Consider the following 25834-nt stretch of genomic DNA (forward strand, 5'->3'; position numbering starts at 1 on the left):
GAGCAGCCGCACTGTGAAGGGTGCGGCGGACTGTGAAGGAGCTTTCACATGGGCCGATACGATCTCGCCCTCATCGGATTCGGCGGCGTCAATCGCGCGCTTGCCGAGCTCATATCCCAGAGCGGGGAGCGCCTGGCCAAGGAGCTGGGCTTCGCCCTGCGGGTGGTGGCGATCACCGATCTGCGGGCCGGTTCCCTGGTGGACACCGACGGCATCGATCTGGCGCCGCTGCTGGCCGCCGCGCCCGGGGAGCTGAGCTTCTCGGGCCTGCCGGGCGGAAGCGCTGATCCGCGCAACGAGTGGGTAATCCGCGAGGTCCCGGCCGACATCGTCATGGAGGCGACGTTCACCAACCCCACCGACGGCGAGCCCGCCCTCTCCCATGTGCGCTGGGCCCTGGAATCGGGCAAGCACGTGTGCACCACCAACAAGGGACCGGTCGCACTCGCCGGCCGCGCGCTGAAGCAGCTGGCTGCCGAGCGTGGTGTCAGCTTCGAGTTCGAGGGCTCGGTACTCAGCGGCACCCCCATCCTGCGCACCGCCGAGCGCATGTTCGCCGGCCTTCAGATCACAGGTGTCCAGGGCATCATGAACGGCACTTCGAACTACATCCTCGGCCGCCTCGAAGAGGGCATCGAGCTTTCGGCGGCCGTCGCCGAGGCCCAGGAGCTCGGGTACGCCGAAGCCGATCCCACTGCGGACATTGAGGGCCACGACGTCCAGCTCAAGGTCATGATCCTGGCCAACGAGGTCCTCGGCGCTGACGTACGCCGCGAGGACGTCTTCTGCGAGGGCATCTTGGCGATCACCCCCCACGAGGTGCGGGACGCCGCCTCGAAGGGGCTGCGCTGGAAGCTGGTCGGCTCCGCCACCCGCCACGAGGACGGCAGCGTCGATGCCCGCGTCGCCCCGCTCGCCCTGCCCGCTCAGCACCCGCTCGCGGGGATCTCCGGCCCGGTCAACGCAGTCGCCTTCCACACCGACCTCATCGGCACCGTCACGGTCTCCGGGCCGGGCGCTGGCCGCATCGAGACCGCCTACGCCCTGCTGTCGGACATCATCGCCATCCACCAGCGCCACGCGGACGACGACACCGCCCCTACGCGTCCCGCTCTCCAGGAGACTCACCGTGTCTGACACCGCCGTGCCCCCCAGCATCGAACTCGGCACCGACACGAGGCCCGTGCACAACCCCTACACCGGCGAGGTCATCGCCTCGGTGCCCACCGTCGACGCAGGCGCCGTCGGCAGCATCCTTCAGCAGGCCAGGTGCGGGCGCCGCACCGCGGCCGCGCTGTCCCGCGCCTCCAGGGCCGCGGTCCTGGAACGCGCCGCCCGCCTGATCCAGCGGCGCGCCGAGCCCTTCGCCCAGCTGATCGTCAGCGAGGCCGGCAAGACCATCACCCAGGCCCGCAAGGAGGTCGCCCGCGCGGTCAACACCCTGTCCCTGTCCGCGGCCGAAGCGCGGCGCAACGCCGGCGAGGTCATCCCCTTCGACTCCTACGAGGGCTCGGAGAAACGGCAGGGCTGGTTCACCCATGAACCGCTGGGCATCATCGCCGCCATCACTCCCTTCAACGACCCCCTCAACCTGGTCGCCCACAAGCTCGGCCCGGCCATCGCCGGCGGCAACGCGATCATCCTCAAACCGTCCGCGCTGACGCCGCTGTCCGCGCTGCGCCTGGTCGACACCCTCATCGAGGCCGGCCTGCCCGAGGAGATCGTCACCGTCGTCAACGGCAATGCCGACATCGGCGCCGCGATCGTCGCCGCCCCCGACGTGCGCATGGTGTCCTTCACCGGCGGATTCGCCACTGGCGAGGCCATCTCCCGCACGGCCGGCCTGAAAAAGCTCGCCATGGACCTGGGCGGCAACGCCCCGGTCATCGTCATGGACGACGCCGACCTCGACGAGGCCGTGGCCTCCTGTGTCTCCGGCGCGTTCTGGGCCGCGGGCCAGAACTGCATCGGCACCCAGCGGATCCTGATCGCCCACGAGGTCTACGAGCCCTTCCGCGACGCCTTCGTCGCCCGCACCAAACTGCTGCGCGTCGGCGACCCCCTCGACGAGCGCACCGACATCGGCCCCATGATCACCCAGGAGGCCGCGGCCGCCACCCGGGCCAAGGTCGACACGGCGGTGGCCGAGGGCGCGGTGCTGCTGTGCGGCAACCACACCACCGGCTCCCTGTACGCGCCGACCGTCCTGGAAGACGTCCCGGCCACCTGCTCGATCTGGCAGGAGGAGGTGTTCGCCCCGGTCGTCGTCCTGCAGCCGTTCGCGTCCTTCGAGGACGCCATCGAGCGGGCCAACGCCATCGACTACAGCCTCCACGCGGCCATCTTCACCTCGCGCCTGGACCGCGCCCTGAACGCGGCCCGGCTGCTGGAAGCCGGCGGAGTCATGATCAACGACTCGTCCGACTACCGCTTCGACGCCATGCCGTTCGGCGGATTCAAGTACGGCAGCATGGGCCGCGAAGGCGTGCGCTTCGCCTTCGAGGAGATGACCCAGCCCAAGGTCGTCTGCGTCAACCACATCAGTGAGGTGGTCCAATGACCGCCTTCCGCGACGAGCGCGACTTTCTGGACAGTGGCGCGACCTGCAGGAGCGGTTCGGACCATGGAAGACCGGTTACTGCGAGGAAGCACCTGGCCTGCAGGCCGCCCTATCAGTGGGCTCGGCGACTGCCCTGACCCCGCACATCGCGGCCGCCGCCTGGGTTGTGAAGAGGCCCTCGCGACGGAACGGACGTGGTGGACCTCGTGGTCCAGGGCGGGCTGCTCGGCCGGGAGCAGGCCACCGCGCTGCTCACCCCGCTGCCACCGGACCCTGCTCTTCTCGCGGGCGGTTGACCACCCTGGACAGGGTGAGCGCCGTGACCGTGTCCCGTACGCCGGGCATCTGGGCGATGTCCTCCCAGATGCCCCGGATGCGTTCCAGCGAGGCCGCCTCCAGGCGCACCATGATGTCGAAGTCGCCGCTGAGGATCTCGCAGATGACGACCTCCGGAATGCGCTTGAGCGCGGCCAGGACATCACCACCGCGCATACGGTCCTGGCGGTAGACGAGTACGAGCGCGGAGACGACATCACCGGTGTCGCCACCGGCGCGGACGATGGTGTAGCCGGCGATGTGGCCCTGGCGCTCCAGCCGTTCGATGCGCTGGCGCACCGCGTTGCGGGACAGCAGCACTTTGCTGGCCAGTTCGGAATGCGAGATGCGGGCGTTGCGGGTCAGCTCGGCGATGATCTTTTCGTCGATGGCGTCCACGGTGGACCGTCTCCTTCGCGAATCGGACGAGGTTGCAAACCCCCACGGCACGCGGAGCGCAGGCGTGCCACAGACCGTGATGCGGCGCGGCGGCGACACCCGTCCGAGGTCGTTCCGGCTCGGCGGGGAGCTGGTGCTTTGGAAGGCCCGACCTTACTAACTTCGGCGTCTTGGGGCTGAGCAGGCGGTGGGTTCCGCGCTACCGGGGAACCCACCGCGATCCCCCCCCCCATCGCCGGGCCTATCCTGCCGCTGACCGCCTGCCGGTCGCTGACGAGCTGCACGGCCAGCGCGTTCCTGACCCCTACCGGTGGCTGGAGGCCGACGAGGACGAGGCATGTGAGAGGTGGCTGGCAGAACAGGACCGGTTGTTCGCCGCGCACGCACGGTCCTGGTCCAAACGACGAGCGCCCGGCGAACGTCATGGCAGCGGCGCAAGTCAACCTCCGATGAAGCGCCCACCCGGCACCCGGACGCAGCCGTAGTGCAGGCAAGACGATGTCGGCCCACCGACCGGGCACTAGCGGGCCTTGCGAAAGTTATGAAGCCGCAGGTCAAGGGACGGTTGCGGGCTTGCCGGGGTTGAGTGGCGTTCGTGTTTCGCCACCTTGTCCTCGTCGATGGTGATCCCGAATCCCGGCACGGAGGGGAGGAGGAGTTCGCCGGTCCTCGTACGTCACGGGTTCCGCGGCGATGTCGTCGTTCAGCAGGAGGGGGCCGAACAGCTCCGTGCCGAAGAGGACGGCAGGCAAGGCGCAGAACAGGTGGGCCGAGGCGGTGGTGCCGAGCGAGGTTCGATCGTGGTGCCGCCGTAGCAGTCGATGCCTGCGGCCTCGGCGATGGCGGCGATGCGTCGGGGCCCTGACAGGCCGCCGCTCTTGCCGATCTTCAGGGCGGGTACGTCGGCCGCCTGCACGATGGCCAGGCGCAGGGCGTCCGCCGGTGTCCACAGCGATTCGTCCGCCATGATCGCGGCGCTTGATCGCTCCCGCAGCCGTGCGAGACCGCCGACTTGCTCCGCCGGAAGCGGCTGTTCGACCAGGTGGACACCTGCCTCGGCCAGCGCGGGAAGCCAGCGGCGGGCGGTGCACTCGTCCCACGCTCCGTTCAGGCCCACCGCGAGCGGAGCCGCTCCCTCGAGTGCATCGGCGATCGCGGTCACTCGTGCCACGTCGGCCGGCGCGGCCATGGCACCCATCTTGAGCTTGAAGGATGTGTGGCGCCCTTCCGCCAGGATGCGGGCGGTCTCTTCGACCACGGCCGCGCGGGCTCGGTCCCGAGCGCCCAGGTCACCGGCAGGCGATCACGCTGGGCTCCGCCGAGAACTTGGTGCACCGGCACGTTCAGCGTCCGCCCGGCGGCGTCCCACACCGCCATCTCGACACCGGCCCGGGCGAACGGCGCCCCTTGGACGAGCCGTTCGAGCCGTCGGGCGAGGGCCTCGGGCCATAGCACGTCCTGGCCGACGACTAGGTGCGCGAGGTGCCGCTCCACGAGCGCCGCCATGCCCTCGACCGACTCCCCGCCTCACCAGGGGCCTCCCGGTACGACGCCCTCTCCCCAGCCGACGATGCCGTCCTCGGTCACGAGCCGGATCAACAGCACGCCTTGCCTGTTCATCGTCGCGACCGAGAACTTGTGCGGCCGCACCAGCGGGATGTCGATGAGCCGGGTCTCCAGTGCCACGTGACCTGGGGCATCGACCTGGCCGACGGCGGATCCGCCCTGGCCATCGCCATCCACGCCCTCGGCCCGCTTTGGGCCGCGCCGAGCCGCTGGGGAGGAGTCGATCACGCCCGCAAACAGTCCAGCTTCTTCGCGACCCGCAGTTACCTCAGCAGTACCAGGTGCAACTCCTCTCACACGCCGGCCTCGTTCCATGAGGCTGATCTCATGCCGCGCGGGGAGGGATCTCCTGCTCGGTCCAGATGCATTTGCCGTCGTCGCGCAGATAGCGGGCGCCCCAGCGTCTAGAGAGGGCGGAGACGAGTTGCAGGCCACGGCCGCTCTCATCGGTGTACGCAGCGTGCCGGATGCGTGGGGTGCTGAGGCTGCCGTCGTAGACCTCGCAGGTCATGTAGTGGCTGTTCACCAGGCGCAGGCGGATGGGCCCGTCGGCGTGCCTGATCACGTTGCCGACCAGCTCGCTGGCGAGCAACTCGGTGGTGATCGCGAGTTCGTCCAGCCCCCAGGCCCCCAGTCGCTCACGGACGAATGCGCGGGCCTGTCCGGCTGCGCGGGGATCCTCAGGGAGGTTGCAGGTGGCGACATGGTCGGCGTCGAGGGCCCGTAGGTGGGCCATCAGCAGCGCTGCGTCGTCATCCGTCCGGCCACGGTGGGGCAGCAGGGCCGAGACCACCTTGTCGCACAGGTCGTCGAGGTGTCGGACGTTGTCGTCCTTGTCCCGCGCCGTGAAGACGGGCGCAGCACTCTGGGCGAGGATTCGCTGCAGCAGGGCCAGTCCCCGGTCGAAACTCTGCGTGGGGGATTCGACGAGACCGTCCGTGCACAGAACCAGCAGGCTCTCCTCGGGCAGCAGCAGCTGGTGTGTTTCGAAGGGTGGTTCGGCGGCCCCCAACGGCGGGTCGGCCATCAGGTCCGGCGTGTCGATGGTGCCGTCGGGAAGAACGATGACCGGCGGGGGATGACCGGCCAGGCAGAACGAGCATATCCGGGTGACCGGGTCGAAGACGGCGTACAGGCAGGTGGCGTAGTAGTCCTCGCCCAGGTCGCTGACCAGGTCGTTGAGACGGCTGAGCAGCTCGTCAGGAGGCATGTCCAGATCGGCCAGGGTGCGCAGCGCGGTGCGCAGTTGGCCCATGGTGGCCGCTTCGGGGATGCCGTGTCCCATGACGTCGCCGATCACCAGGGCGACCCTGTCGGCGGACAGTGGGATCACGTCGTACCAGTCGCCGCCTACTTGCTCGCCCCTGCCTGCGGAGAGGTAGCGGGCGGCGGTGCAAGCAGCAGGGAGGCAGGGCAGTGTCCGAGGGAGCAGGCTGCGTTGCAGTCCCTGTGCTCGGGCGTGCTCCACGTCGTACAACCGGGCCCGCTCCAGCGCTTGTCCGACCATGCCGCTCAAAGCGGTCAGCAGTGCGCGCTCCTCGTCGCTGAAGGAGTGAGGTCGGGTGAAAGACACTACACAGACGCCGATGACATGCCCGGAAGCGATCATGGGGAGGAACGCCCACGCCTTCTTGCGGGACGCCGACGCTACCTTGGACAGCGTGGGATAGCGTCGGCGATACTCGCCGAGCGATTCCACGAACCAAGGTTCACGAGTCCGCAGGACGTCGGCAGCCACGGGGTAGTCGGCTACTGGGACCCCGTTGATCATTCGAAGGAATTCCCGCGAGTATCCTACGGAGCCGACCACGCGCTGTCGGCCGCTTTCCATTACCCAGACCACGAGCCCGTCGGCGCCGAACGGGGGCAGGACGTGCGCCGCGACGGCCCCGACAACCTCCTCGGAGGTGAGGGCCTCAGCGAGCGCTGCGGTCAGCCTGCTCATTCGGACCGTCCGCTCGGAGGTGACCTCCGATTCGTGGGCGGGCGGCGTGCCGGGGATGTCTTCCAGACGCGCGGCAACCCATCCTGCCAGCGATCCCAGAAAAGATCGTTGTACCTCGTCGGGCTCGCTCTCTGCCGTGATCACGGAGAGCACACCTATCGGCCCAGCGGTACCGGTGAGCGGTACCGCAGCCGTGCCGGCCGCCCCGATGCCCAGACTGTCTCCGGCCACCCAGGCATAGTCACCGCGCCGCATGGCGAGCACCGGTGCCACATTCTGCTCATCGGAGAGAATCGCCAGCGCCTCCGCGCTGTCCGAGGGCACCCCACTGGCCGCAGCCAGGAGCAGCCGATCATTGTCAGGATCTCGCCGGTACAAGAAGGCGCCCCGCGCATCCAGGCACTCCGTGGCCTTGAGAACCAGTGTCAGCGTCTTTGTGTATTCCAGCGCCATCGGAGACGTCTGGGGATGATGGACAGCTGAGAAAAAGCTGAGCCCGAACTCCTGGAGGTGGCTCCCGGCCTTGGCTCTCACAGGTGTCAACCCGTCTCCTGCTTACTCATGGATCGCTTGCCTGCACACTGGGTAGCGGAAGGACAATCTGGACAATTTCTATATTAGAGGACGATATGTGGCTGGTGCTAGCTCACAGGGGACCCTCCAGCACAGCCAGGCCCCCTGGTCGGCGATGATGCGGCGGTCCCAAATGTTCCAGTGACGACAGATACGACATCACGTCACATAGTTCGGACGACCAGCTGGGCGAACGCGTCGTGCGCGGCCTTCTCCAGCTGGTCCCAAACGGCCTACGTGTCTGTGGACTGCGAGGAAGGCCAGTCCTCGGGCAAGTATCGGGCCAGCAGGCCGGGGTCCGCGCGCAGCAAGTGCAGCCAGTCGGCGACGAGGGCGGTGAGTTCCGTGGCAGGGTTCCTGCCGGGGGCGCGGTTGGGGCCCCAGCTTTGAAGAACGGTGGTGCTCCGCGCGCAGGGTCGTGAGGTCCCAGGCGCGCTGGACGAAGGCCGCCATCGGGGTGCCGGGCAGCGGCTGTGCGACGAAGCCGCCGGACGCCGCTGCAGCCTCGGCCAAGGGGGTCCCGGAGAGGACGGCGTCGAGGCCCGGGGTGCCTGGCGCCAGCCACAGCCCGTCGCGCAGGCAGCCGAAACCACCGCTGACCCGCCACCAGGCCGGCAACGGGGCGAACGGTCTTCCTCACGGACTTCTCCTGCGGAACGGCATGGCGAATGACGAAAAGCGGGGAACACAGTCCCCTCAGTGGCGCCGTGTCCTGCTTGGACGAGGGCCACAGTCCGGCCGTGGGCTCGTGTGTCGTCCGAATATCGGACGGGTTCAGGCGGCGTGCTTGACGGCCAGGACATCGACCATGCGGATGTCGGGGTCGGCCGCCAGGAGTTCGGGGCGAATCTCGGAAAGGGCCGCCGGGACGCGGCCGGTGAGGTGCGCCTTGCGCGCGTCCTCGTCGGCGAAGGCATCGAAGATACCGAAGGTCGCATGGTCGACCTGGAAGGCGTACCAGACCTGGGTATCGGCCTCGTCCTCGACGATGCCGCGGCCGGCGTTCAAGAACGCGGCCAACTCGGCTTCCTTGCCCGGCTTCGCGGTCAGCAGTGCCAGGACTCCGAGCTTGAGCGGCATGAAATCTCTCCTTGCATGGTTCGTGAGGGGTCGGAACACCGACGATGGCGGAACCGGCGGGCCGTGGCGGGGGGCACCGGCCTGGTAACAAGCTATGAGCGCGGCGACCGGGCCGGGAGTGGCGTAAACGACGGTTCGGGTACCGTTTACGCCATGCGGATCGTGATGGCAGCCATTGACGGCATGTTCGACTCCGGGCTTTCGGCGATCATGGACGTGCTCGGCGCATCGAACGCGCTGAGCACACGAGACGATGGCGCGCCGCCCTTCTCGGTGACCATGGTCGGTGCTGGGTCGCAGATCCGCACCGGGAACGGACTGAGCCTGGCGACCGTCCCGGTCGGAGAGCTCTCGCACGAGGCGGACCTCCTGCTCATGCCGGCCGTGGGCCTCCAGGAACCGGAGCAGGTGGTCGCGGCGGTCCGCGCACCGGCCAACGCCTGGGTCCTCGGCCTTGCGGCGGCCTCGGCCGGCTCCGGGGCCTCTTTGGCCGCCGCGTGCAGCGGAGCGTTCTTCCTGGCCGAGTCCGGCACGCTCGATGGCCGCCGTGCTACGACGAGTTGGTGGCTGGGGCCGGCCTTCCGCAGGCGTTACCCCGCTGTGGCTGTGGAGGATTCGCGGACGCTGATCCAGGACGGCTGTGCCACCACGGCGGGTGCCGCCTTCGCTCACATCGATCTGGCGTTGTGGGTGGTGCAGCGGCGCAGCCCCGAACTCGCCGACCTCGTCGCCCGGTACCTGCTGATCGGCGACCGTCCCTCGCAGGCCGCGTTCGCGCTCCCGACCCAACTGGCCCAGGCGGACCCTCTGCTGGCGGCTTTCGAACGGTGGGTCCGTGCGCACCTGGCCGATCCGCCGCCGCTCGCGCAGGCCGCAACTACTCTCGGCGTGAGCATGCGGACCCTGCAACGCACCGCCCAGGCCGTCCTGGGCAGATCACCTCTGGACTTCATCCAGGACATCCGGCTGGACGAGGCGACCTTCCTGCTGCGCACCACCGCTCTCAGTGCCGAGGCGATCGCCGGCCGCGTCGGCTACCGCAACGTCGGGACGCTGCGCGAACTCGTCCGCCGGCGGCGGGGCTCGTCCCTGGAGGCGCTGCGCCATGGTACCGAGGGTGGTGGTGCGCGGCGCACACCGTCGTTGTAGGCCGTTCGGTCGCGTCCGGACCGTGCTGCCCTTTCCCGCCGACGTGACCGAGCTGCCCGACTGCTCTCTGGTCCCGGCGACCAGACCCGGCAAGGCGCGCGCGAGCGGGGTCAGGCCCGGCCGCGGCCGCGCAGGCCCGGCTGGAAGACGTCGGAGTCTGCGGCCCGTTCGGCTCCCGTGTCCAGTGCGGTGAGCGCCGGCACGTCTTCGGGCGCCAGGGCGAAGTCGAAGGCGTCGATGTTGCTCTTGATCCGCTGGGGATCGGCGGACTTGGGTACGGCGGCCAGGCCGAGGTCCATGTGCCAGCGCAGCACGATCTGACCAGGAGTACTTCGCCGCGAGCCGGGTGACCGTGCGGTCCCTCAGCAGGGAGGTGCCCTTGCCAGCGGGCCCCACGACTGCGTCACGATGCCGTGGCGCTGGTGGTAGGCGCGCAGTTCGGCCTGTGGTGGTGACGAAGACCTCCTCGCGCGGGATCCCGGTGTGGCGGATGCGCGTTTTCGTTGCCGTAGGCGGCCGCGGTGTCGATGAGGCGGTAGCCGCTGCGCAGGGCGCGGGTGACGGCCTGCTGGGCGTCGCCCCTCAGGGGCCAGGTGCCCAGTCCGAGGCGTGGCATGGCGACGCCGTTGTTGAGCTGGACGGTGGGGGCTGCCGGGGGCTTCATGCGCGTGCTCTCTGGTAGGTCTCGGGCGCCGTTCAGTTCGGGTGGAGGCCGCCGTCGAGCGTGATGGTCTTGTTGGTGAGGTAGCCGTTGGTCAGCATGGACACCGCCATCGCCGCGACCTCGTCGACCTGGCCGAGGCGGCCGACCGGGATGGGGGCCGGCAGTGCGCCGTCCTGTCCTGCGTCGGCGGGCAGGATGCGGGTGCCTCCGATCAGCGCCGGTGCCAGGACGTTGACTGTGACGCCGTCCGCGGCGACGGCGGTCGCCAGGGAGTGGGCCAGTCCGTGCAGCGCGGCTTTGCTCGCCGCGTAATGCGGGCCGATGATGCCGCCGTTGAGCGCGGCGACGGAGGAGATGAACAGGATCCGCCCCCAGCCGTTCTTGATCATGCCGGGGAGTGCCGCCTGGGCCATGAGGAACGGTGCACGGGCGTTGACCGCCATGGTGGTGTCCCACACCTCGGTATCCACCTGCTGCCAGGGAAACTGCTGTCCGATGCCTGCGCCTGCCACCAGCACCTCGACAGGACCCAGGCGCTGCTCGGCGTCGCGAACGAGGCCGGCGGCTGCGGCGGGAGCCGACAAGTCGGCGTGCAGGGTCACCGCACTGCCTGCGCCATGGAGGGCGTTGATCTGGGCGGCGGTGCGCTCGGCGTCCTCGCGGTGGCCGCTGTAGGCCAGGGCGACCAGACATCCGGCATCGGCGAGTTGCAGGGCCGTCGCCGCCCCGATGCCGCCGGAGGCACCGGTGATCAGGGCGGTCCGGCCGTCGAGAGGCGCCGAGGAGGTGGTGCTCACGAGTGTGTCCTCAAAGTGATGGTGAGGGCGGTTACCGGGAATGTGCCGCGGTTGTGCGGAGCATTGCTGCCCTGCAGCGCGTCACCGGTGACGAAACTCGTGCCGACGAGGTGGCAAGGCCCGGTCCGTCCGGACCTCGTCGACCGAGGTGATGCGTTCGCCGACTGTGCCTGGCGGCCCCATCATCGGGGCGCCGGCCGGACGCGGGCGGGTGGCACTCGGCGGTCAGGATGCGGCCGCTGCTGCCGGGACGCGGAGGTCACCTTCGATGTACTGGGCGCGGCCGAAGCCGAAGGACCAGTCGGCGGGGGTGTTCTCGACGTATCCGATGAAGACGTCCTCACCGGCCACGCCCACTCCTGCCAGCGAGGCGGCGATGGCGGCATAGAGGCGCTGCTTGACCTCGGTCGTGCGCCCGGTCTGCGTGAAGATCTGGATCACCACGGCGCCGTCGTCGCTCCGTTCGAAGCCCAGGCCGGCGTCCTGCGCGATGATCCGGCTAGCCTCGTGTTCGGTGACGATCTGGAAGCGGTCACGCGGAGGGATTTCCAGAACGTCCACCACGGCCGTGTGAACGGCGTCAGCGACGGCGCGAACCTGTGTGTCGCCGCGGCCCTTGACGAGATCGATCCGGACCAGGGGCATGGGAGAACTCCTTGCTCGTTCTATTTCAGACTGCTCATAACGGGGAGCTCGGCTGGAGGCGGCCTCCAACGGGGCCGGTCTCCCGTTCCGGCCCGCCTACGTCACGCGAACCAACTCGTGCCGCAGCTGGGACTCGTCGTCGCCGTGCGGTAGAGCTGGTGGACGGCGCGGACGGCCCGCCGACTTGGGTCGGCGGGCCGTCATGCCCGGTCGGTTCAGGCGGAGACCGCCGCCTCGACCGGCTTGTGCGCCAGGGCCTGGACGCCCTCCCAGTCGAGGATCGCGTGGATCTTGTCGTTCTCGTCCAGGAATCCCAGAGGTCCCTGGCACACGAAGAAGAAGACCGTCTCGTCGGGGAAGTTGGTCCAGTCGTGGAGCATGGAGTTGGCCTCGTAGCCGTAGTCGCCGGCGACGGCAGTGAATCCGCCTCCGGAGTCGCCGCCGCGGATGTCCATGCGGCCGTACACCATGTAGTACTCGGCGGCCCCGATGTGCAGGTGGCGGTCGAACCCGGAGCCGGCCTCGGCGTGGAAGAGCACGGTCCAGGCACCCGTCTCCGCGCTCACCCGCAGCAGCTTGAAGGTGATGCCGGGGCAGAACGGCTTCCACTCCTGCTCCGAGGTGTGGATGGCGATGTCCTGGAGCTTGGCGTTGTGCTCGAAGTAACGGTCGAGAGTGGTCTCAGTCATGACGATGCAGCGTCCCTTCATCCATCGTGGTGACCAACCAGAACTGATTGAGCTGATTGGAGACTTGGTTGTCGATCAAGGCCGGGCGAGGAAGCCCCGGAGCTCACGGGTGACGTCTTCGGGCGCTTCGAGGGTCTGCCAGTGGCCGATGCCCTCGATGACGTGCAGCCTGGCATGGGGCAGCAGGGCGAAGATGTCGTCGTTGACGGCCAGGGGGCTGATCGCGTCCTCGCTGCCGGTGAGCAGCAGGACCGGCACCTTGACGCTTGCGAAGTCCGGTTCCTCGGCGAGGGTCAGGGCCTCGCAGGCGGCGGCGTAACTCCCCGGATCCTGGCCGAGCAGCAACTCACGGACCAGGGCTGCGGCCAGGGGACGCTCGGTGCGCGTCTGTTCGGAGGTGGCCACCGACACCAGAGTGTCGGCCACCGCGGACATGCCACCCTCGCGTACCGCGCGGGCGCGGGCACGCGTGGCCTGTCTGGCCTGCGGGCCCTGGGCGCGGACCGCCCCCAGCAGCGCCAGCTTGGTGACCCGGTCGGGATGGGCGGCGGCGAAGGTGGAGGCGACGAGGGTGCCCATGGAGTGGGCGACGACGGCGGCCTCCTCGATGCCTTCGGCATCCAGCAGCGCGGCCAGTTCCTCGGCCCAGCCGGTGATGCTGGGCGTGCCGTTGGCGGGTGAGCGGCCGTGGCCGGACAGGTCGTAGCGGAGCACCGTGTGGTGCTCGGCCAGGGCCGCGACCTGCGGGTCGTAGACGGTGGTGGCGCCCCCGAGGCCGTGGATGAGGACCACGGGCGGGCCCTGCCCGGTCTTCTCCACGAACAACTCGGCACCTGCGGCGGACCGCAGGCGGTCGCGGCCGGCCACGGGGCCGACGGTGTTGGCCAGCTCCCCCAGTCCCGGGGCGGAGATCACGACCTGGTCTCCGGTGGTGAGGTACTTGGGCGGGTCGAAGCCGATGCCGACGCCGACGGGGGTACCGGTGGCGATGACGTCCCCCGGTTCCAGCGTGATGCCGGCCGAGAGGGTCTCGATGATGCTCGCCACGTCGAAGATCAGCTGCGAGGTGTCGGTGTCCTGGCGCAGCTCGCCGTTGACACGGGACTGCAGCCGCAGATTACGGATGTCGATCTCGTCGGCGGTCACGGCCCACGGCCCCATCGGGCAGAAGGTGTCCAGAGACTTGCCGATGAACCACTGCTTGTGATCACGCTGCAGGTCACGGGCGGTGACGTCGTTGATGAGGGTGTAGCCCCACACGTGGTCCATCGCCTCGTCCCGGCCCACCTTCGAGGCGCGTCGGCCGATGATGACGCCGATCTCGCCCTCGTAGTCCAGCGCGGAGGTGATGTCGGTGTGCGGGTCGATCACGTCACCGGAGGCGATGACGGAGGCCGCCGGCTTGGTGAAGACGACCGGTCGCTCCGGCAGGTGCCGACCATCCGGGGAGCCGGTCGCGTCGAAGCCGCTCCTGGCGAACTCCGCCGCGTGCTCGGAGTAATTGCGCCCCACGCAGAAGAGGTTTCGTGCGGGGATCAGGGGGGCCAGCAACCGACCGTCGACGGCCTGCCGGTCGACCGTCAGACGGGCGACCGCTCCGGGGCCCGCGTCGATGACCTGCCGCAGGTCGCTCACGGGGGCACCGGTGTCGGCGAAGCTCACGGGGCGGGTCGTTCCGCGCTCGTCCACGGCGCACACCCGCACGCCGTCCCTGCCGTGAATCCTTGCGAAGCGCACCGCACCTCCTGAACCAATGGGAACCAATTCTGTATATTGGCTCGTATCGGTGAGTCTAGGTTCAGGTTTCCGCGGGGTCAATAGAGTGTTTCTCGCGATCGATCAACGGGGGTGGTAATATTGGTTCTCATTGGTTCGGAAAGGAGTGGAGATGGATCTCGTTGTCGGGCCCGCCGCCCTCGTGCTCAAGCACGTGGAAGAGGTCATCAGCGCGGGCGGCCTCAAGCCCGGCGACCGCCTGCCCACGGAACGGGACTTGGCGGAGGCCACCGGGGTGGGCCGCGCCGCGGTCCGCTCCGCCCTGCAGAACCTGGAGTCCCGTGGCCTCGTGCTGCGCCACGTCGGCCGCGGCACCTTCGTGGCTCCGGACGAGACCGCTCATGCAGGGACATCCGAGAACCAGCCGAGCCCCGCTGAGATCATGGCCGCACGCCTGGTACTGGAACCGGAACTGATGCCCCTCGCGGTTGCCTCCGCCACCGGTGCGGACCTCGCGGAGATGGAGCGCTGTCTGCGCGGCGGCGAACAGGCATCGAGCTCCGAAGAGTTCGAACGCTGGGACACCGCTCTGCATCACAGCTTCGCCGTCGCCACGCACAACACAGTCCTGATCTCTGTCAGCTCCATGCTCGTCGACGCCCGACGCCAGCCGATCTGGGGCGGACTCAAGCGCCGCAGTTTCAACCCCGAACGCCACCGCTGCTACTGCACCGAACACCAACAGATCGTCGCTGCCGTCCGTGAACGAGACCCGCAAGCCGCTCGTGACGCCATGCGCGAACACCTCCATCAGGTGCGCCGCGTCCTGCTCGGCGACCACATCTGACAGCCGTCGACCGCAACCTCTCGCAGCGCGGCCGCAGCAGCGTGCCACCGCCGGCGATCGCGAATACTGCGTCCACCACGAAGAGGACAAAATCCCGTGACCACCGACTCCCGGAACCCCGCCGCCGCGTCCGGCCGCACCACACATCGCGAGACCTTCGAGGCCGGTCTGGCCGTACGCAGAGCCGTGATGGGCGACGACTTCGTCGAGCGTTCGCTCACCCAGGCCAGCGACTTCACCCGCCCCATGCAGGAACTGGTGACCGAGTACTGCTGGGGCACAGTGTGGGACCGTCCCGGCCTGGAGCGGAGCACCCGAAGCCTGTTGAACCTCGCCATGCTGACCGTACTGGGCCGCACCAATGAGTTCGCCTCACACGTACGCGGGGCCCTGACCAACGGGGTGAGCGTCCAGGAGATCCAGGAGGTCCTTCTGCAGACGGCGATCTACGCCGGTGTCCCCGCCGCCCTGGAGTCGTTCCGGGTCGCCGAACAGGTGATCCGCGAGGTGAACGGCGAACATGATGAGCCGTCATGACTCCATGTGGCCGGGGCAGGGAGGGCGGGGAGGAAGGCGCCCACCGTGGCCGCACTCGCACGGAACGCCGGATGCTCAGACGGCCGGCGATGTTGAAGCCGCGGACGAATAGTTTTCGCTCGCCCCGTCAGGCTGACTGGGCCGCGGCCCCTGAACCACACGAAAGAGGAACTGCCCATCCTGCATGACACGTTGATCCGTCTGAAGGTCAAGTGCCTGCCGGGCGACCGCGACCCGAAACCGGTCTGGCTGTGGTGCTCGGCCACCGCCGGCACACCGGCGGACGTGGAGCCCTGGTGGCAGTCCTTCCTGCGCAGATTCGACCTCGAGCACACCTTCCGGCTCATGAAACAGACCCTCGGCTGGACCGCCCCGAAGGTCCGTCACGCGGACACCGCCAACCTGTGGACCTGGCTCATCATCGCCGCCCACACCCAGCTCCGCCTCGCCCGGCCCCTCGCCGAGGACCTCCGCCGTCCTTGGGAGCGACCCGCCGAGTCTCGCCGGCTCACTCCCGCCCGGGTGCGGCGGGGGTTTCGCAACGTCCGCGCGACCACGGCGAGGCTGTCGCACGGCTCCTGCCCGGTGAAAGTCAAGACTGCTTCTTGGGCGTGTGATTGATGAACCAGGTGTCGCTCCCGAACCAGCTCAGCCGGAGGTGCCGGGCGCTGAGCCCGGCCGGAGGCTGTCGTGCAGGTGGGCGAGGAGACCGCCTGTCAGGGCAGCCAGCTGGGTCACCTGGTGCGGCGACAAGGTATCGAAGACGAGTCTGCGAACTGCTTCGACGTGGCTGGGGGCGGCCTGTTCGATGGCGGCTCGGCCGACGGGTGTGAGGCGGAACGTGGCACCACGCCGGTCGGTCTCGCACTCCTCCCGTTCAACCAAGCCCCGCCGCTGCATCCGGGCGAGTTGGTGGGAGAGGCGGCTCTGTTCCCAGGCGAGAGAGGCGCCGAGAGCGCGGGCGCGCAGCCGGTGGTCGGGGGCGTCGTGGAGGCGGCCGAGTACCTCGTAGTCGGCGAGGGAGATGCCGTGCTCGTCCTGGAGCTGCCGGCCCAGTACGGCTTGGAGCTGCGCGGTCAGGTTGATCAGCCCGCGCCATGCTTGCTGTTCCTCGGTCGTCAGCCACGTGGTCATGAGGGCAGCCTAGTGGAATGAATGACACATCATGTAGATTGCATGATGAGTCATGTACTGACGTTGCTCGGTCCGGAGCGCTGGGAGCAGCCATGAGAGCCGTCACTGTGAGCCAGTTCGGCATTCCGCCCGTGGTGCGCGACGACCTGCCCGAGCCGACCGCTGGGCCCGGGCAGGTGCTCGTCCGTGTGCGGGCGTCGTCGGTGAACTGGCTCGATGCGGACATGGTTCACGGGATGCTCACGGAGACCATGCCGCACAAGCTGCCGATCACTCTCGGCCGGGATTTCGCCGGGATCGTGGAAGCGGTGGGTCACGGAGTGCGCACCCTCGAGGTCGGCGACGAGGTTTTCGGGGAGGTTCCGGTGGGGGAGCCGGCCCACGAGGGTGCCTGGGCCGAGCTCATCGCGACCGGCGAGCACACGCTCATTCGCAAGCCCGCCGCCCTGGACACTGCCACCGCCGGGGTCGCCGCCCTGGCGGCGACCACCGCGATCATTGCGGTCGACGCTCTGGACCTGGTGCCCGGTGAGACTGTCCTCGTGGTCGGCGCGACCGGCGGTGTCGGCGGCGTCGCGGTGCAACTCGCCCGCGCGGCCGGAGCGATCGTCCTCGCTCCGGGACTGCCCGAGGACGAGGAGTACCTGCGTGGCCTCGGAGTGAGCGAGGTCCTCCCGCGAGGAGACGACTCCACCGCCGCTCTACGCAGGGTCCGTCCTGACGGGGTGGACGCGCTGCTCGACGCGGTGACCGCGTACGAGATCACCCCGTTCGCGGACCTTGTCCGGGACGGCGGCCGGATCGCCTCACCGACCGACGCGGCCGGCTACGGCCCCGGCCGCACCAACGTCACGCGCGGCCCGTGCACCGAGATCCTCGGCCGCGTGGCACGCCACCTGGCGGACGGCACGATCACGATTCCTATCCACCAGAGCTACGGCCTGGCTGACGCGGCCATGGCCCTCCAAGCCCTCACCGCTCACCACACGCGCGGCAAGATCGCCGTGCGCGTCGCCTGACCCCCATACCCCTCGAAGGGGCAGTTATGACCGCACAGTTCACGGGTCGGAGGACCCTGACCCGCATCACCGACAAGCAGCAGTTGGGTCCCGACGCGCAGGCCGACGACAAGGCGCTCGTCTTCGTGCCGACCGACCCGGCACTGACCGACCCGTTCCTCGCACTGGTCGAGGACTGGTTCTCCGCACCCGGGTTCGAGTGGCATCCGCACCGCGGACTGGAGACCATCACCACCGTGGTCGACGGCGTCCTCGAGCACGGCGACAACCTCGGCCACGTCGGAGCCCTGGAGCCGGGCGAGGTGCAGTGGATGACCGCCGGGCACGGCATCATCCACCGCGAACTCGCCTACCGCAACGAGCACGCGCACGTGCTCCAGATGTGGCTCAACCTGCCCGCCGAGAAGAAGCTGACGCCGTCGCGCTACCAGGACCTGACCAGGGCCGCCATGCCCCGCCTCCACGCGCCCGGCGTCAGCATCGACGTCCACGCTGGCACCGTCGGCGGCGTCACCGGTGCGGCCGACACCCATCATCCGGTCCAGGGCATCGTCGCCACGTTCGCCCCCGGCTCCTCCTACGACCTTCAACTACCCGCTGACCACCGACTGTTCGCACACGTCATGGACGGGCGTCTGCTGATCGGTGGCCGGGAACTGCACGCCGGGCAGACCGGCTGGTCCGACCCGGTACCCGGCTCGGCGGAAGCGGGCCATACCGCGACGACGCTGTACCTCGCCGCCGTCGACCCCGAGCAGCGCGCCCGGGTCATGGTCTACAGCGGTACGCCTCTGCGTGAACCGGTCGCCCTCGGCGGCCCCTTCGTGATGAACACCAAGGTCGAGATCACCAAGGCGTTTACCGACTTCCACGCCGGAGCCTTCGGCCCGGTGCCGAGCCTGGCCCGTCTCGCCTACGACCGATGACCGGCGGCCCTCGCCCGCCCGCAGACGAGCGCCTGAGAGCAGTGACTGCCGCTTACCGAACCGATGCACTGGACGGCAAACACGGCCTGCGCCCCCTCGGATCAGTGGATCGATGGAGGACATTAAATCCGGCAGCAGTGGCGGGAGCTGGTTATCGCCTGCCTTCAGACCCTGCGCGCCGCGCGCTGAAGCCGCTGCACGGTGCAGGGTCTGAAGGCGGCGTTCAGGTGGGGTTCGGCGTTGTTACTCCCCAGCCCTGCATGGCCAATTAGGCGGTTGTGACCGCTCTTCCGTGATGGCTACGCCTTGATGATGAGACCGGCTGGACAGGGTATGCGGCCGCTCCGCCGGCAGCGGCTCCTACGCGGTGAGTCGGCCGCCCATCAACTAGCCGCATCACCGGTGCGGAAGATTCGGTCCAGGCGGTGGTCCAGGACGGCGATGGCAGACTCCGGGCTGCGCTGGCCGACGAGGATGCTGGTGCCGAGTCCCGCAGACATGGCAAGCAGGCCGGCTGCCTCCAACTGTGCGTCCACACCGGGCTCGAGCAGAGCTGCCTCTTGCGCCTGCCGGAGGAGCTGGGTTACCGCGTCTTCTGCGGCATCCGGGTTCTTGATGAAGGGTTGGGCGGCGAGTGCCTGGTCGGTCACGGCCAGAACTGCGTAGGAGGTGTAGACAAAGTGGAAGGTGCGGCTGTCCTCGTCGGTCGGCAGCGCCGCCATCAGCAGCGCCTCGATCATTTCCCGCGGACCGGGACTGTCCCCGGCGGCCCGCACACGGGCGGAGGCCCGTTCCCCGAACCTCGCTGTCAGGTGCTCCAGTCCGAAAAGCAGCAGCTTCTCCTTGGTCTCGAAGTAGTACTGCACCAGCCGCAGCGACACGCCCGCCTCTGCTGCCACATCGCGCATCCCTACGGCATGCAGCCCGCGTCGCCCGGCGACCCGGACCAGTGCCTCGGCGATCTCGGTGCGCCGTTCTGCGTGGTCCACGCGCTTGGGCATCGGCCGTTTCTCCGCTCATCGTTCCACTGGTGCGGCCCCAGTAGGACCTTGATGATACAGCCGTACCAACATTGTGGTACGTTCGTATCACGAAAATGAGATCCGGAGGTGACCGTGTCCGAGACTGCTGTCCGTGCCCGAGCCGACATAGGCCGCTACGTGAGCGATGCCTGGCGCGACCGCTACTTCGCGGCCTGCGACGCGGTGTATGCACTGGGTGCACCCGCGCTCGCGGAAGAGGACGTGGAGACGTCCTTCGGTACCACGCACGTCTACCGCTACGGCCCCGCGAACGAGGCCGCTCGATCCCGCACCCCCGTCGTCCTGGTGCACGGGGCGGGCTCCTGCTCCGCCATGTGGTACCCGAACACCCCCGCCCTCAGCGCCGACCGCCCGGTCCACGCGATCGACACCCCGGGTGATCCCGGCCGCAGCGTGCAGCGCGAATCGATCCACCAACCCGAGCGCGCCGCACAGTGGCTGGACGAGACGCTCGCCGGACTCGGCCTCGACCGCGTGCACCTCGTCGGCACCTCCTACGGCGGATGGCTCGCCCTGAACCAGGCGCACCGCAGGCCCGGCCGCCTCGCCTCGGTCACGCTGCTCGACCCCGGCGGCCTGGAGAAAGTGGGGCTGCGCTTCTTCGTCTGGATCTTCGCCGGCCTCTTCGCGACCTTCGCGCCCAAGGCACTGCGCCCGCGGCTGGCGGCCTGGCTGGAACAGCCGGTCCTCGTCATGCCGGAACTGCGCACGATGATCAGAACGGCCGTTCGCGCCTACCGCATACGCCGCCCGGCACCGCTTCCCCTGTCCGAGGAGGAGCTGTCCACCATCCGGACTCCGCTCTATCTGGTGCTCGGCAAGCGAAGCCTCCTCGTGCACCCGCAGCGGCAGGCGGAGCGTGTGCCGCGCCTGGTCCGCGGCGCCCGAGCCGAGATCATCTCCAACACGGGCCACGGGCCGCAGATTGACCACGCGGAGGAGATCAACCGCAGGATGCTGAACTTCATGGCATCCGTCGACTGACAACCGCCCACGCCGACAGGGCCAGGACAGTGCCGAGGGATGGCCCGGTCAGAGCCTGGGCCGGTAGCGCCCGGACTGCAGGACCGTTCCGCCAGGGGATCCCTCTGGCATGCGAGTGGAGACGATTGAGGACGTCCTCTTGCCGGGCCTGAACCTCAAGGTGCGGCAGCTCATGGCCGTCGACGGCAACTTGATTTCGATGCGGCGGGATGCGGGCCGCCCGGCAGGTGTCCGCAGTGCGAGCGTCCTGCCACGCGGGTCCACAGCCGATATTGGCGTCAGATATCCGAGTTACCCGTCGGCGGGCGGGGGTTGATCGTCCGCCTGCACGTGCGTCGGTTCTTCTGCGATCAGAGCCAGTGCCAACGCCGGACGTTCGTGGAACAGGTGGCGGGCCTGACCGAGCCACGCCGCCGTTCTTCACCGGCGGCACAGTCGGTGATGAGGGCGGTCGCGACGGAACTCGGCGGGCGCCCGGGTCAGCGACTGTGCGCGAAGCTGCGGCTTCACGGCCGACGGACTGCGCTGTTGGCGCAACTGGTAGCCCCGCCGGTGCCGGCCCGCGCGCCGCGGATACTGGGCATCGACGAGTTCGCGTTCCGTAAAGGACGGACCTACGGCACCGTCCTCGTCGACGTCGAAAACTCCAGGCCCGTAGGCGTCCTGCCCAACCGCGAGACCGGCTCGGTTGCCGACTGGCTTCAGGAGCACCCCGGCGCCGAGATCGTGTGCCGTGACCGCCTCATGGCATTCACCAAGGCCATCAGGCAGGCGGCCCCTGACGCCCGGGAAGTCGCCGATCGCTGGCACCTCCTCCAAAACCTCTCGACGGCCGTGGAGAAAACCTGCCGCCGACACCGCGGATGCCTGCGCCGACCTGCCACCACGGACGCCGGACCGCCGCCGGCTGCCCCGGCGATTCCCCTTCTTGACCGTGTACGTCAACGCCACAGGGACGTCACCGAATTGGCCGCGGGATTGTCCCTCAGCGCCATCGGTCGCCGCCTGCAACTGGACCGCAAAACGGTACGGCGCTACCGGCACAGCGACCTTGAGGACCTCCTCGCCTCGGCACGGGACCGGGGCGCAGGGCTCCTCGACCCGTTCACCGACTACGTGCAGCACCGTTTCCAGGCGGGCTGCACAAGTTCGATGCAGCTCTACCGCGAGTTGATCGGGCTCGGCTATGCCGGCGGCTATCACGTCGTGAACCGCTACGTGATCACTATCAGGAAGGGCACCGCAGTCCCCGCCCAGGCAGTGACGCCCAGCCCACGCACCATCACCTCATGGATCATGCGCCCGCAGGAGACACTCCGGCCCTCGGAGAGCGCGCAGCTGGAAGCCGTACGGAACGCCTGCCCGGAGATCACCGCTGCCTGCGACCTCGCATGGGAGTTCACGGACATGGCCCGTCACCGTCAGGGCCACCAACTCCGGGACTGGATCCAGAAAGCCGAGGTGAGCGGTCCTGAGGCCATCGGTGTCTTCGCCGGCTCCGTCCGTCAGGACCTCCCGGCCGTCACCGCTGGTCTCACCCCGCCCTACAGTTCCGGCGCCGTTGAGGGGCACGTCAACAGAATCAAGACGATCAAACGGCAGATGTACAGCCGCGCCTCCTTCACCCTGCTCAGAGCCCGCATCCTCCTGCAGCCGTAGTCATCACGGAAGAGCGGTCACAACCAATTAGGCCGCACATGACGAGGCCCCGGCTGGACGGGGAGCAGCCGGGCCGAATGAGGTGACGTGCGGACGGCGGTCGCCTCGCGGCGATGGGCTTTATCGAGCTTCAGCCGGACGATCGTCTCCATGAGCAATAGGTGAGGCCTGGGGACACTGTCCCCTCCGCAGCCACGTACGAGTCAACGGAGAACCGGGCGCGGTTGTTCCGCCTGGGCAGCTGCGGCGGGCCTGCTGACCCGGATGCGCCGTCTGCACCGCGACATCACCCTCGTCTGGGCCGACGGCGGCTACACCGGCGGCCTCGTCGGCTGGTGCCGCGACAAACTTGCCCTGACCTTGGAGATCGTCAAGCGCACCGACGACATGACAGGGTTCGTGGTGCTGCCGAGACGGTGGGTGGCAGAGCGCACGTTCGCGTGGCTGATGAACTCACGTCGTCTGGCCCGTGACTACGAGACCCTGCCCGCCACCAGCGAGGCGATGATCCGGCGGCCGGTGGTCACGCGGATGAGCCGGCGTCTGGGACGGCCACGGGCCGCCGGCCGGCACTGAAGGCCCCGGACACCTCCAAGAGGAGCCAACCGCGCTCCGCCAGGCGCCGCGCTTTCGACCGCACTCCCTCGACCTTCGCCGTCTCCGTGGCTAAGCGGCCCGTGACCCGTGGATCGCTGCTGTTCCCGCACCCCCAGAATGCGCTGATAGTCCGGCGCCAAAACCGTCACCGGCAACCCTTCCCGCCAGGGCGGCACCGTCGAGCCCGGCACCCGCGCGAGCGACGGCGCCGCTTCCTCCTCGGCCTCGGACCCGGTCACGGAGGTGGTCGCGGCAGCCGAAGCTGGCAGGGCCTCGACCAGCTCTTCCCGCGCGATCACCCGCCAGTCCAGATCGATCTCCGCGGCCTCCAACACCTCAGCCAACCGGGCGACTTCCTTGCGCAGCCCTTCCACCCGCACACGGGCCGCTGTCTCCCGCTCCTCCAGCATTCCCAGCACCGGCCCCATCGCGCACCCCTCGCTCACGGAGCGGAAACAAGCCGCCGGATGCCTCTCTCATTCCGAGCTACACCATGCCTGACCAGTAGAAATCAAGTGATCACGATCGGTTGAGATACGGCTTCTCAAGTCATCGGCCTGCGCTGTGCCGGACAGTGACGGCGTGAGGGGGCGCAGAACATCGACCCCCGTACCGTCCCCCCAACGGCCTCACTGGCCGGGGTGGCCTATCCCGCCTTCGCTCGCGCGGACGACGAAAAGCAGCGGGCACCCGGCGAGTGGAGCGCGGGCCTGGCTGCGCGGCGGAGCGGAGACCGACGCCGAAGCTGGGATCCGCAGCCAAGGTCACGTCCCTACTCGCCATCGAGGGACATGGCGTTCATAGGACCCGCGACAACGTTCAAAGCTCGCTTTCGGACCGTCAGGCGTTGAGTGCGTCGATCAAAGCCTTGACGACGTCCTCCGTCGTGGCTGTGCCACCGACGTCGCGGGTCAGGATGCCCGCGGCGGTCGTGGCCTCGATCGCCTTGTTCAGGCGGGCGGCCTGGTCGGGCAGGCCGAAGTGCTCCAGCATCAGGGCCGCGCTGCCGACCGCACCGATCGGGTTGGCCAGGCCTTGGCCCGCGATGTCCGGCGCGGAGCCGTGCACCGGCTCGAACATGCTGGGGAAGCGGCGCTCGGGGTTGAGGTTGGCGCTGGCGGCCAGGCCCAGGCTGCCGGCCAGCGCGCTGCCGAGGTCGGAGAGGATGTCGGCGTTGAGGTTGGAGGCGACGACGACCGAGAGGTCCTCCGGCTTCAGCACGAACTTCGCCGACATCGCGTCCACGAGCACACTCTCCGTCTCGACGTCCGGGTAGTCGGCGGCGACGCGCTTGAAGACGTCGTCCCACAGGACCATGCCGTACTGCTGGGCGTTGCTCTTGGTGACGGAGGAGACCTTCTTGTGGGCCCGGGTACGGGCCAGGTCGAAAGCGAACCGCATGATCCGCTCGCAGCCCACCTCGGTGAACAGGGCCGACTGGACGGCGACTTCACCCCCAGGGCCGCGCCCGCCGAGGTTGCGGCCGCCGAGGCCCGCGTACTCGCCCTCGCTGTTCTCACGGACGACGACCCAGTCCAGCTCCGTGTCGTCGGCCTTGCGCAGCGGACTCTGGACTCCGGGCAGGAAGTGCACGGGGCGGACATTGGCCCACTGGTCGAAGTTCTGGCAGATCTTCAGGCGCAGACCCCACAGGCTGACGTGGTCGGGGACGGTGGGCCAGCCGACCGCGCCGAAGTAGATCGCGTCGAAGTCCTTGAGCCGCTCCAGGCCGTCGTCGTCCATCATCTTGCCCGTGCGCCCGTAGAACTCGCAGCCCCAGGGGAACTCCTCCCAGGCGAAGGCGAACGGGGCGGCGGAGCTCTTGGAGGTCTCGGCCAGGGCGTCCAGAACGGCTCGCCCGGCGCCGACGACCTCCTTGCCCACCCCGTCGGCGGGGATGGCGGCGATGCGGAACGTGCGGGGTGCGGCTGTCATGGGTGCCTCCGGCTCGCTGTCGTGCGGTCGGATTCGAGTCAACACACCGACGTCACGGCACGTCCAAGACCTGCTTTCGATACGACGTATAGGCGTGGCCGATCGGTCCTGCGTCACGCGTCGCGTGCCCGCCGCTGCGCCAGCGACTCTGTGAGCGTGAGGAAGGCGCGCGCGGCCGGGGTCAGGTGGGCGGGCAGGCTGACCATAGCCACGTGGAGGTGGGCGGTCGGCTCGATGGGCGCGACCACCGCGCCGCAGCGGCGGGCCAGCCGGGTCCATGAGGAGGGCAGCACCGCGACGCCGACCCCGGTGAGGACCAGCGGCAGGATCGACGTGCGGTGGTCGACGACCGTCACGATCTCCGTTCCGGTGCCGCCCGCGGTGATGTCGTCGACGATGTCGCGCATCAGGCTGCCGGTGCGGGAGGCGATGAGCTTCTGGCCGGCGAGGCCCTCGGGGCGGATCGTGACGTCGTCCTCGATCGCCCCGCCGGGTGCGGCGACGACCACGAACGGCTGGTCCTCGACATGCAGGACGTCGAGCCCGGACGGGTGCACGGGGGCGGCACTGCCCAGCAGGCCCAGTTCGCAGGCGCCGCTGCGGACCAGGGAGACGACCTCGTCCGGGGTGAAGGCGGCCTGGGTGCTCACCGTCACCGACGGATGCAGCTCGGCGAAGCGGTTGATGAGGGTGGTGAGCGGTTCGATACCGGGCGAGGGCATGGTGGCGACCTCGACGGTGCCGCCGTGCAGCCCGGCGAGCGCGGCGGCGGTGTCCCGTACGGCGTCCAGGTCCCGCAGCACCCGCCGGCTCGGCTCCAGCAGTTCCGCACCGGCCTCGCTCAGTACGACGCCCCGCCCCACCCGGTGGAACAGCGCCACCCCGAGATCGGCCTCCAGGTTCGCCATCGCCTGGGACAGCGATGGCTGGGCCACGTGGAGCGCGGCGGCGGCCTTGCTGAAACCGCCCTGCTCGACGATGGCGAGGAAGTACTCCAACTGCCGGGCGTCCACCGTGCCTCCCCACTCTGTGCTGGTACGACAGGCGGAGCGAGC

Annotated in this window: 23 protein-coding genes and 4 pseudogenes; 12 read left to right on the plus strand and 15 right to left on the minus strand. The window is 69.0% G+C overall.

From position 1 onward, the window contains the following. Positions 1–48 precede the first annotated feature (48 nt). The gene (locus tag BFN33_RS38160) at positions 49–1137 is read left to right on the plus strand and encodes a homoserine dehydrogenase (RefSeq protein WP_069764791.1); all 1089 of its coding nucleotides are present in this window, start codon (positions 49–51) and stop codon (positions 1135–1137) included. Next, positions 1130–2560, plus strand: coding sequence for an aldehyde dehydrogenase family protein (locus tag BFN33_RS38165; protein ID WP_069764792.1), 1431 nt, complete (start codon positions 1130–1132; stop codon positions 2558–2560). Before BFN33_RS38160 ends, BFN33_RS38165 begins: the two co-directional genes overlap by 8 nt. Positions 2561–2812: 252 nt before the next feature. Here BFN33_RS38165 and BFN33_RS38170 read toward each other — a convergent pair whose 3' ends face one another. Then, complete coding sequence (locus tag BFN33_RS38170) at positions 2813–3274, minus strand: Lrp/AsnC family transcriptional regulator (protein ID WP_079141225.1); 462 nt, start codon at positions 3272–3274, stop codon at positions 2813–2815. A 170-nt stretch (positions 3275–3444) separates the two neighbouring features. Here BFN33_RS38170 and BFN33_RS52265 point away from each other — a divergent pair, with 170 nt between their 5' ends. Then, positions 3445–3759 carry a hypothetical protein gene (locus BFN33_RS52265; RefSeq protein ID WP_256122977.1) on the plus strand — a complete coding sequence of 105 codons (315 nt, stop codon included), beginning with the start codon at positions 3445–3447 and terminating at the stop codon, positions 3757–3759. Positions 3760–3977: 218 nt separating this feature from the next. On the opposite strand, the gene BFN33_RS53700 is transcribed toward BFN33_RS52265, so the two are convergent. From BFN33_RS53700 to BFN33_RS38185, 4 genes and pseudogenes are all read right to left on the minus strand, one after another. Next, the gene (locus BFN33_RS53700; protein WP_069764793.1) at positions 3978–4532 is read right to left on the minus strand and encodes an enolase C-terminal domain-like protein; all 555 of its coding nucleotides are present in this window, start codon (positions 4530–4532) and stop codon (positions 3978–3980) included. Next, positions 4433–5155 (minus strand): annotated as a pseudogene (locus BFN33_RS54775) (hypothetical protein). The gene BFN33_RS53700 and the pseudogene BFN33_RS54775 overlap by 100 nt, the downstream one beginning before the upstream one ends. A 10-nt stretch (positions 5156–5165) precedes the next feature. Further along, positions 5166–7238: a SpoIIE family protein phosphatase gene (locus BFN33_RS38180; protein WP_069764794.1), complete on the minus strand. Its 2073-nt coding sequence runs from the start codon at positions 7236–7238 to the stop codon at positions 5166–5168. Between the two features lie 894 nt (positions 7239–8132). Beyond that, a complete protein-coding gene (locus BFN33_RS38185) occupies positions 8133–8438 on the minus strand; it encodes a putative quinol monooxygenase (protein WP_069764795.1) in 306 nt (101 codons plus the stop codon). Positions 8439–8591: 153 nt separating this feature from the next. Here BFN33_RS38185 and BFN33_RS38190 point away from each other — a divergent pair, with 153 nt between their 5' ends. Further along, positions 8592–9587 carry a GlxA family transcriptional regulator gene (locus BFN33_RS38190; RefSeq protein WP_069764796.1) on the plus strand — a complete coding sequence of 332 codons (996 nt, stop codon included), beginning with the start codon at positions 8592–8594 and terminating at the stop codon, positions 9585–9587. A gap of 110 nt (positions 9588–9697) precedes the next feature. Here the strand turns inward: BFN33_RS38190 and BFN33_RS55645 are convergent, their stop codons facing one another. From BFN33_RS55645 to BFN33_RS38220, 6 genes are all read right to left on the minus strand, one after another. Then, positions 9698–9901 carry a hypothetical protein gene (locus BFN33_RS55645; protein ID WP_069764797.1) on the minus strand — a complete coding sequence of 68 codons (204 nt, stop codon included), beginning with the start codon at positions 9899–9901 and terminating at the stop codon, positions 9698–9700. A gap of 89 nt (positions 9902–9990) precedes the next feature. Continuing rightward, positions 9991–10251, minus strand: coding sequence for an aldo/keto reductase (locus tag BFN33_RS55650; protein ID WP_069764798.1), 261 nt, complete (start codon positions 10249–10251; stop codon positions 9991–9993). A 32-nt stretch (positions 10252–10283) separates the two neighbouring features. Further along, positions 10284–11048, minus strand: coding sequence for an SDR family NAD(P)-dependent oxidoreductase (locus tag BFN33_RS38205; protein WP_069764799.1), 765 nt, complete (start codon positions 11046–11048; stop codon positions 10284–10286). 225 nt (positions 11049–11273) lie between these two features. Further along, the gene (locus BFN33_RS38210; protein ID WP_069764800.1) at positions 11274–11693 is read right to left on the minus strand and encodes a tautomerase family protein; all 420 of its coding nucleotides are present in this window, start codon (positions 11691–11693) and stop codon (positions 11274–11276) included. A 215-nt stretch (positions 11694–11908) separates the two neighbouring features. Next, positions 11909–12382, minus strand: a complete 474-nt coding sequence (locus BFN33_RS38215; RefSeq protein ID WP_069764889.1) for a 2,4'-dihydroxyacetophenone dioxygenase family protein — start codon at positions 12380–12382, stop codon at positions 11909–11911. Positions 12383–12457: 75 nt separating this feature from the next. After that, positions 12458–14119 carry an alpha/beta fold hydrolase gene (locus tag BFN33_RS38220; protein ID WP_069764801.1) on the minus strand — a complete coding sequence of 554 codons (1662 nt, stop codon included), beginning with the start codon at positions 14117–14119 and terminating at the stop codon, positions 12458–12460. Positions 14120–14270: 151 nt separating this feature from the next. Here BFN33_RS38220 and BFN33_RS38225 point away from each other — a divergent pair, with 151 nt between their 5' ends. The 3 genes and pseudogenes from BFN33_RS38225 to BFN33_RS38235 all read left to right on the plus strand — a co-directional run. Then, on the plus strand, positions 14271–14945 hold the full coding sequence (locus BFN33_RS38225) for a FadR/GntR family transcriptional regulator (protein ID WP_069764802.1): 675 nt from the start codon (positions 14271–14273) through the stop codon (positions 14943–14945). A 96-nt stretch (positions 14946–15041) separates the two neighbouring features. Next, the gene (pcaC, locus tag BFN33_RS38230; RefSeq protein WP_069764803.1) at positions 15042–15482 is read left to right on the plus strand and encodes a 4-carboxymuconolactone decarboxylase; all 441 of its coding nucleotides are present in this window, start codon (positions 15042–15044) and stop codon (positions 15480–15482) included. 150 nt (positions 15483–15632) lie between these two features. After that, positions 15633–16076 (plus strand): annotated as a pseudogene (locus BFN33_RS38235) (transposase); the annotation flags it as partial. A 54-nt stretch (positions 16077–16130) separates the two neighbouring features. Here BFN33_RS38235 and BFN33_RS38240 read toward each other — a convergent pair. Then, on the minus strand, positions 16131–16616 hold the full coding sequence (locus tag BFN33_RS38240; RefSeq protein ID WP_069764805.1) for a MarR family winged helix-turn-helix transcriptional regulator: 486 nt from the start codon (positions 16614–16616) through the stop codon (positions 16131–16133). Positions 16617–16708: 92 nt separating this feature from the next. On the opposite strand from BFN33_RS38240, the gene BFN33_RS38245 reads away from it, so the two are divergent. Both BFN33_RS38245 and BFN33_RS38250 read left to right on the plus strand, forming a co-directional pair. Continuing rightward, positions 16709–17635 (plus strand): NADP-dependent oxidoreductase, encoded by a 927-nt coding sequence (locus tag BFN33_RS38245; RefSeq protein ID WP_069764806.1) that lies wholly within the window; start codon positions 16709–16711, stop codon positions 17633–17635. Positions 17636–17661: 26 nt separating this feature from the next. After that, positions 17662–18561: a pirin family protein gene (locus BFN33_RS38250; RefSeq protein ID WP_069764807.1), complete on the plus strand. Its 900-nt coding sequence runs from the start codon at positions 17662–17664 to the stop codon at positions 18559–18561. Positions 18562–18944: 383 nt separating this feature from the next. Here the strand turns inward: BFN33_RS38250 and BFN33_RS38255 are convergent, their stop codons facing one another. Beyond that, entirely contained in the window at positions 18945–19562 is a 618-nt protein-coding gene (locus BFN33_RS38255) for a TetR/AcrR family transcriptional regulator (protein WP_069764808.1), read from the minus strand. A gap of 114 nt (positions 19563–19676) precedes the next feature. On the opposite strand from BFN33_RS38255, the gene BFN33_RS38260 reads away from it, so the two are divergent. The 3 genes and pseudogenes from BFN33_RS38260 to BFN33_RS38270 all read left to right on the plus strand — a co-directional run. Continuing rightward, positions 19677–20588, plus strand: a complete 912-nt coding sequence (locus BFN33_RS38260; protein ID WP_088245477.1) for an alpha/beta fold hydrolase — start codon at positions 19677–19679, stop codon at positions 20586–20588. A gap of 231 nt (positions 20589–20819) precedes the next feature. Continuing rightward, positions 20820–22247: pseudogene (locus tag BFN33_RS38265) on the plus strand (ISL3 family transposase); the annotation flags it as partial. 240 nt (positions 22248–22487) lie between these two features. Continuing rightward, a pseudogene (locus BFN33_RS38270) lies at positions 22488–22823 on the plus strand (transposase); the annotation flags it as partial. A gap of 861 nt (positions 22824–23684) precedes the next feature. On the opposite strand, the gene BFN33_RS38275 reads toward BFN33_RS38270, so the two are convergent. Further along, entirely contained in the window at positions 23685–24779 is a 1095-nt protein-coding gene (locus tag BFN33_RS38275) for a tartrate dehydrogenase (RefSeq protein ID WP_069764810.1), read from the minus strand. 113 nt (positions 24780–24892) lie between these two features. Next, positions 24893–25792 (minus strand): LysR family transcriptional regulator, encoded by a 900-nt coding sequence (locus BFN33_RS38280; RefSeq protein ID WP_069764811.1) that lies wholly within the window; start codon positions 25790–25792, stop codon positions 24893–24895. Positions 25793–25834: the final 42 nt, after the last annotated feature.

Source organism: Streptomyces sp. LUP47B (genome assembly GCF_001746295.1).
Lineage (GTDB): Bacteria > Actinomycetota > Actinomycetes > Streptomycetales > Streptomycetaceae > Streptomyces.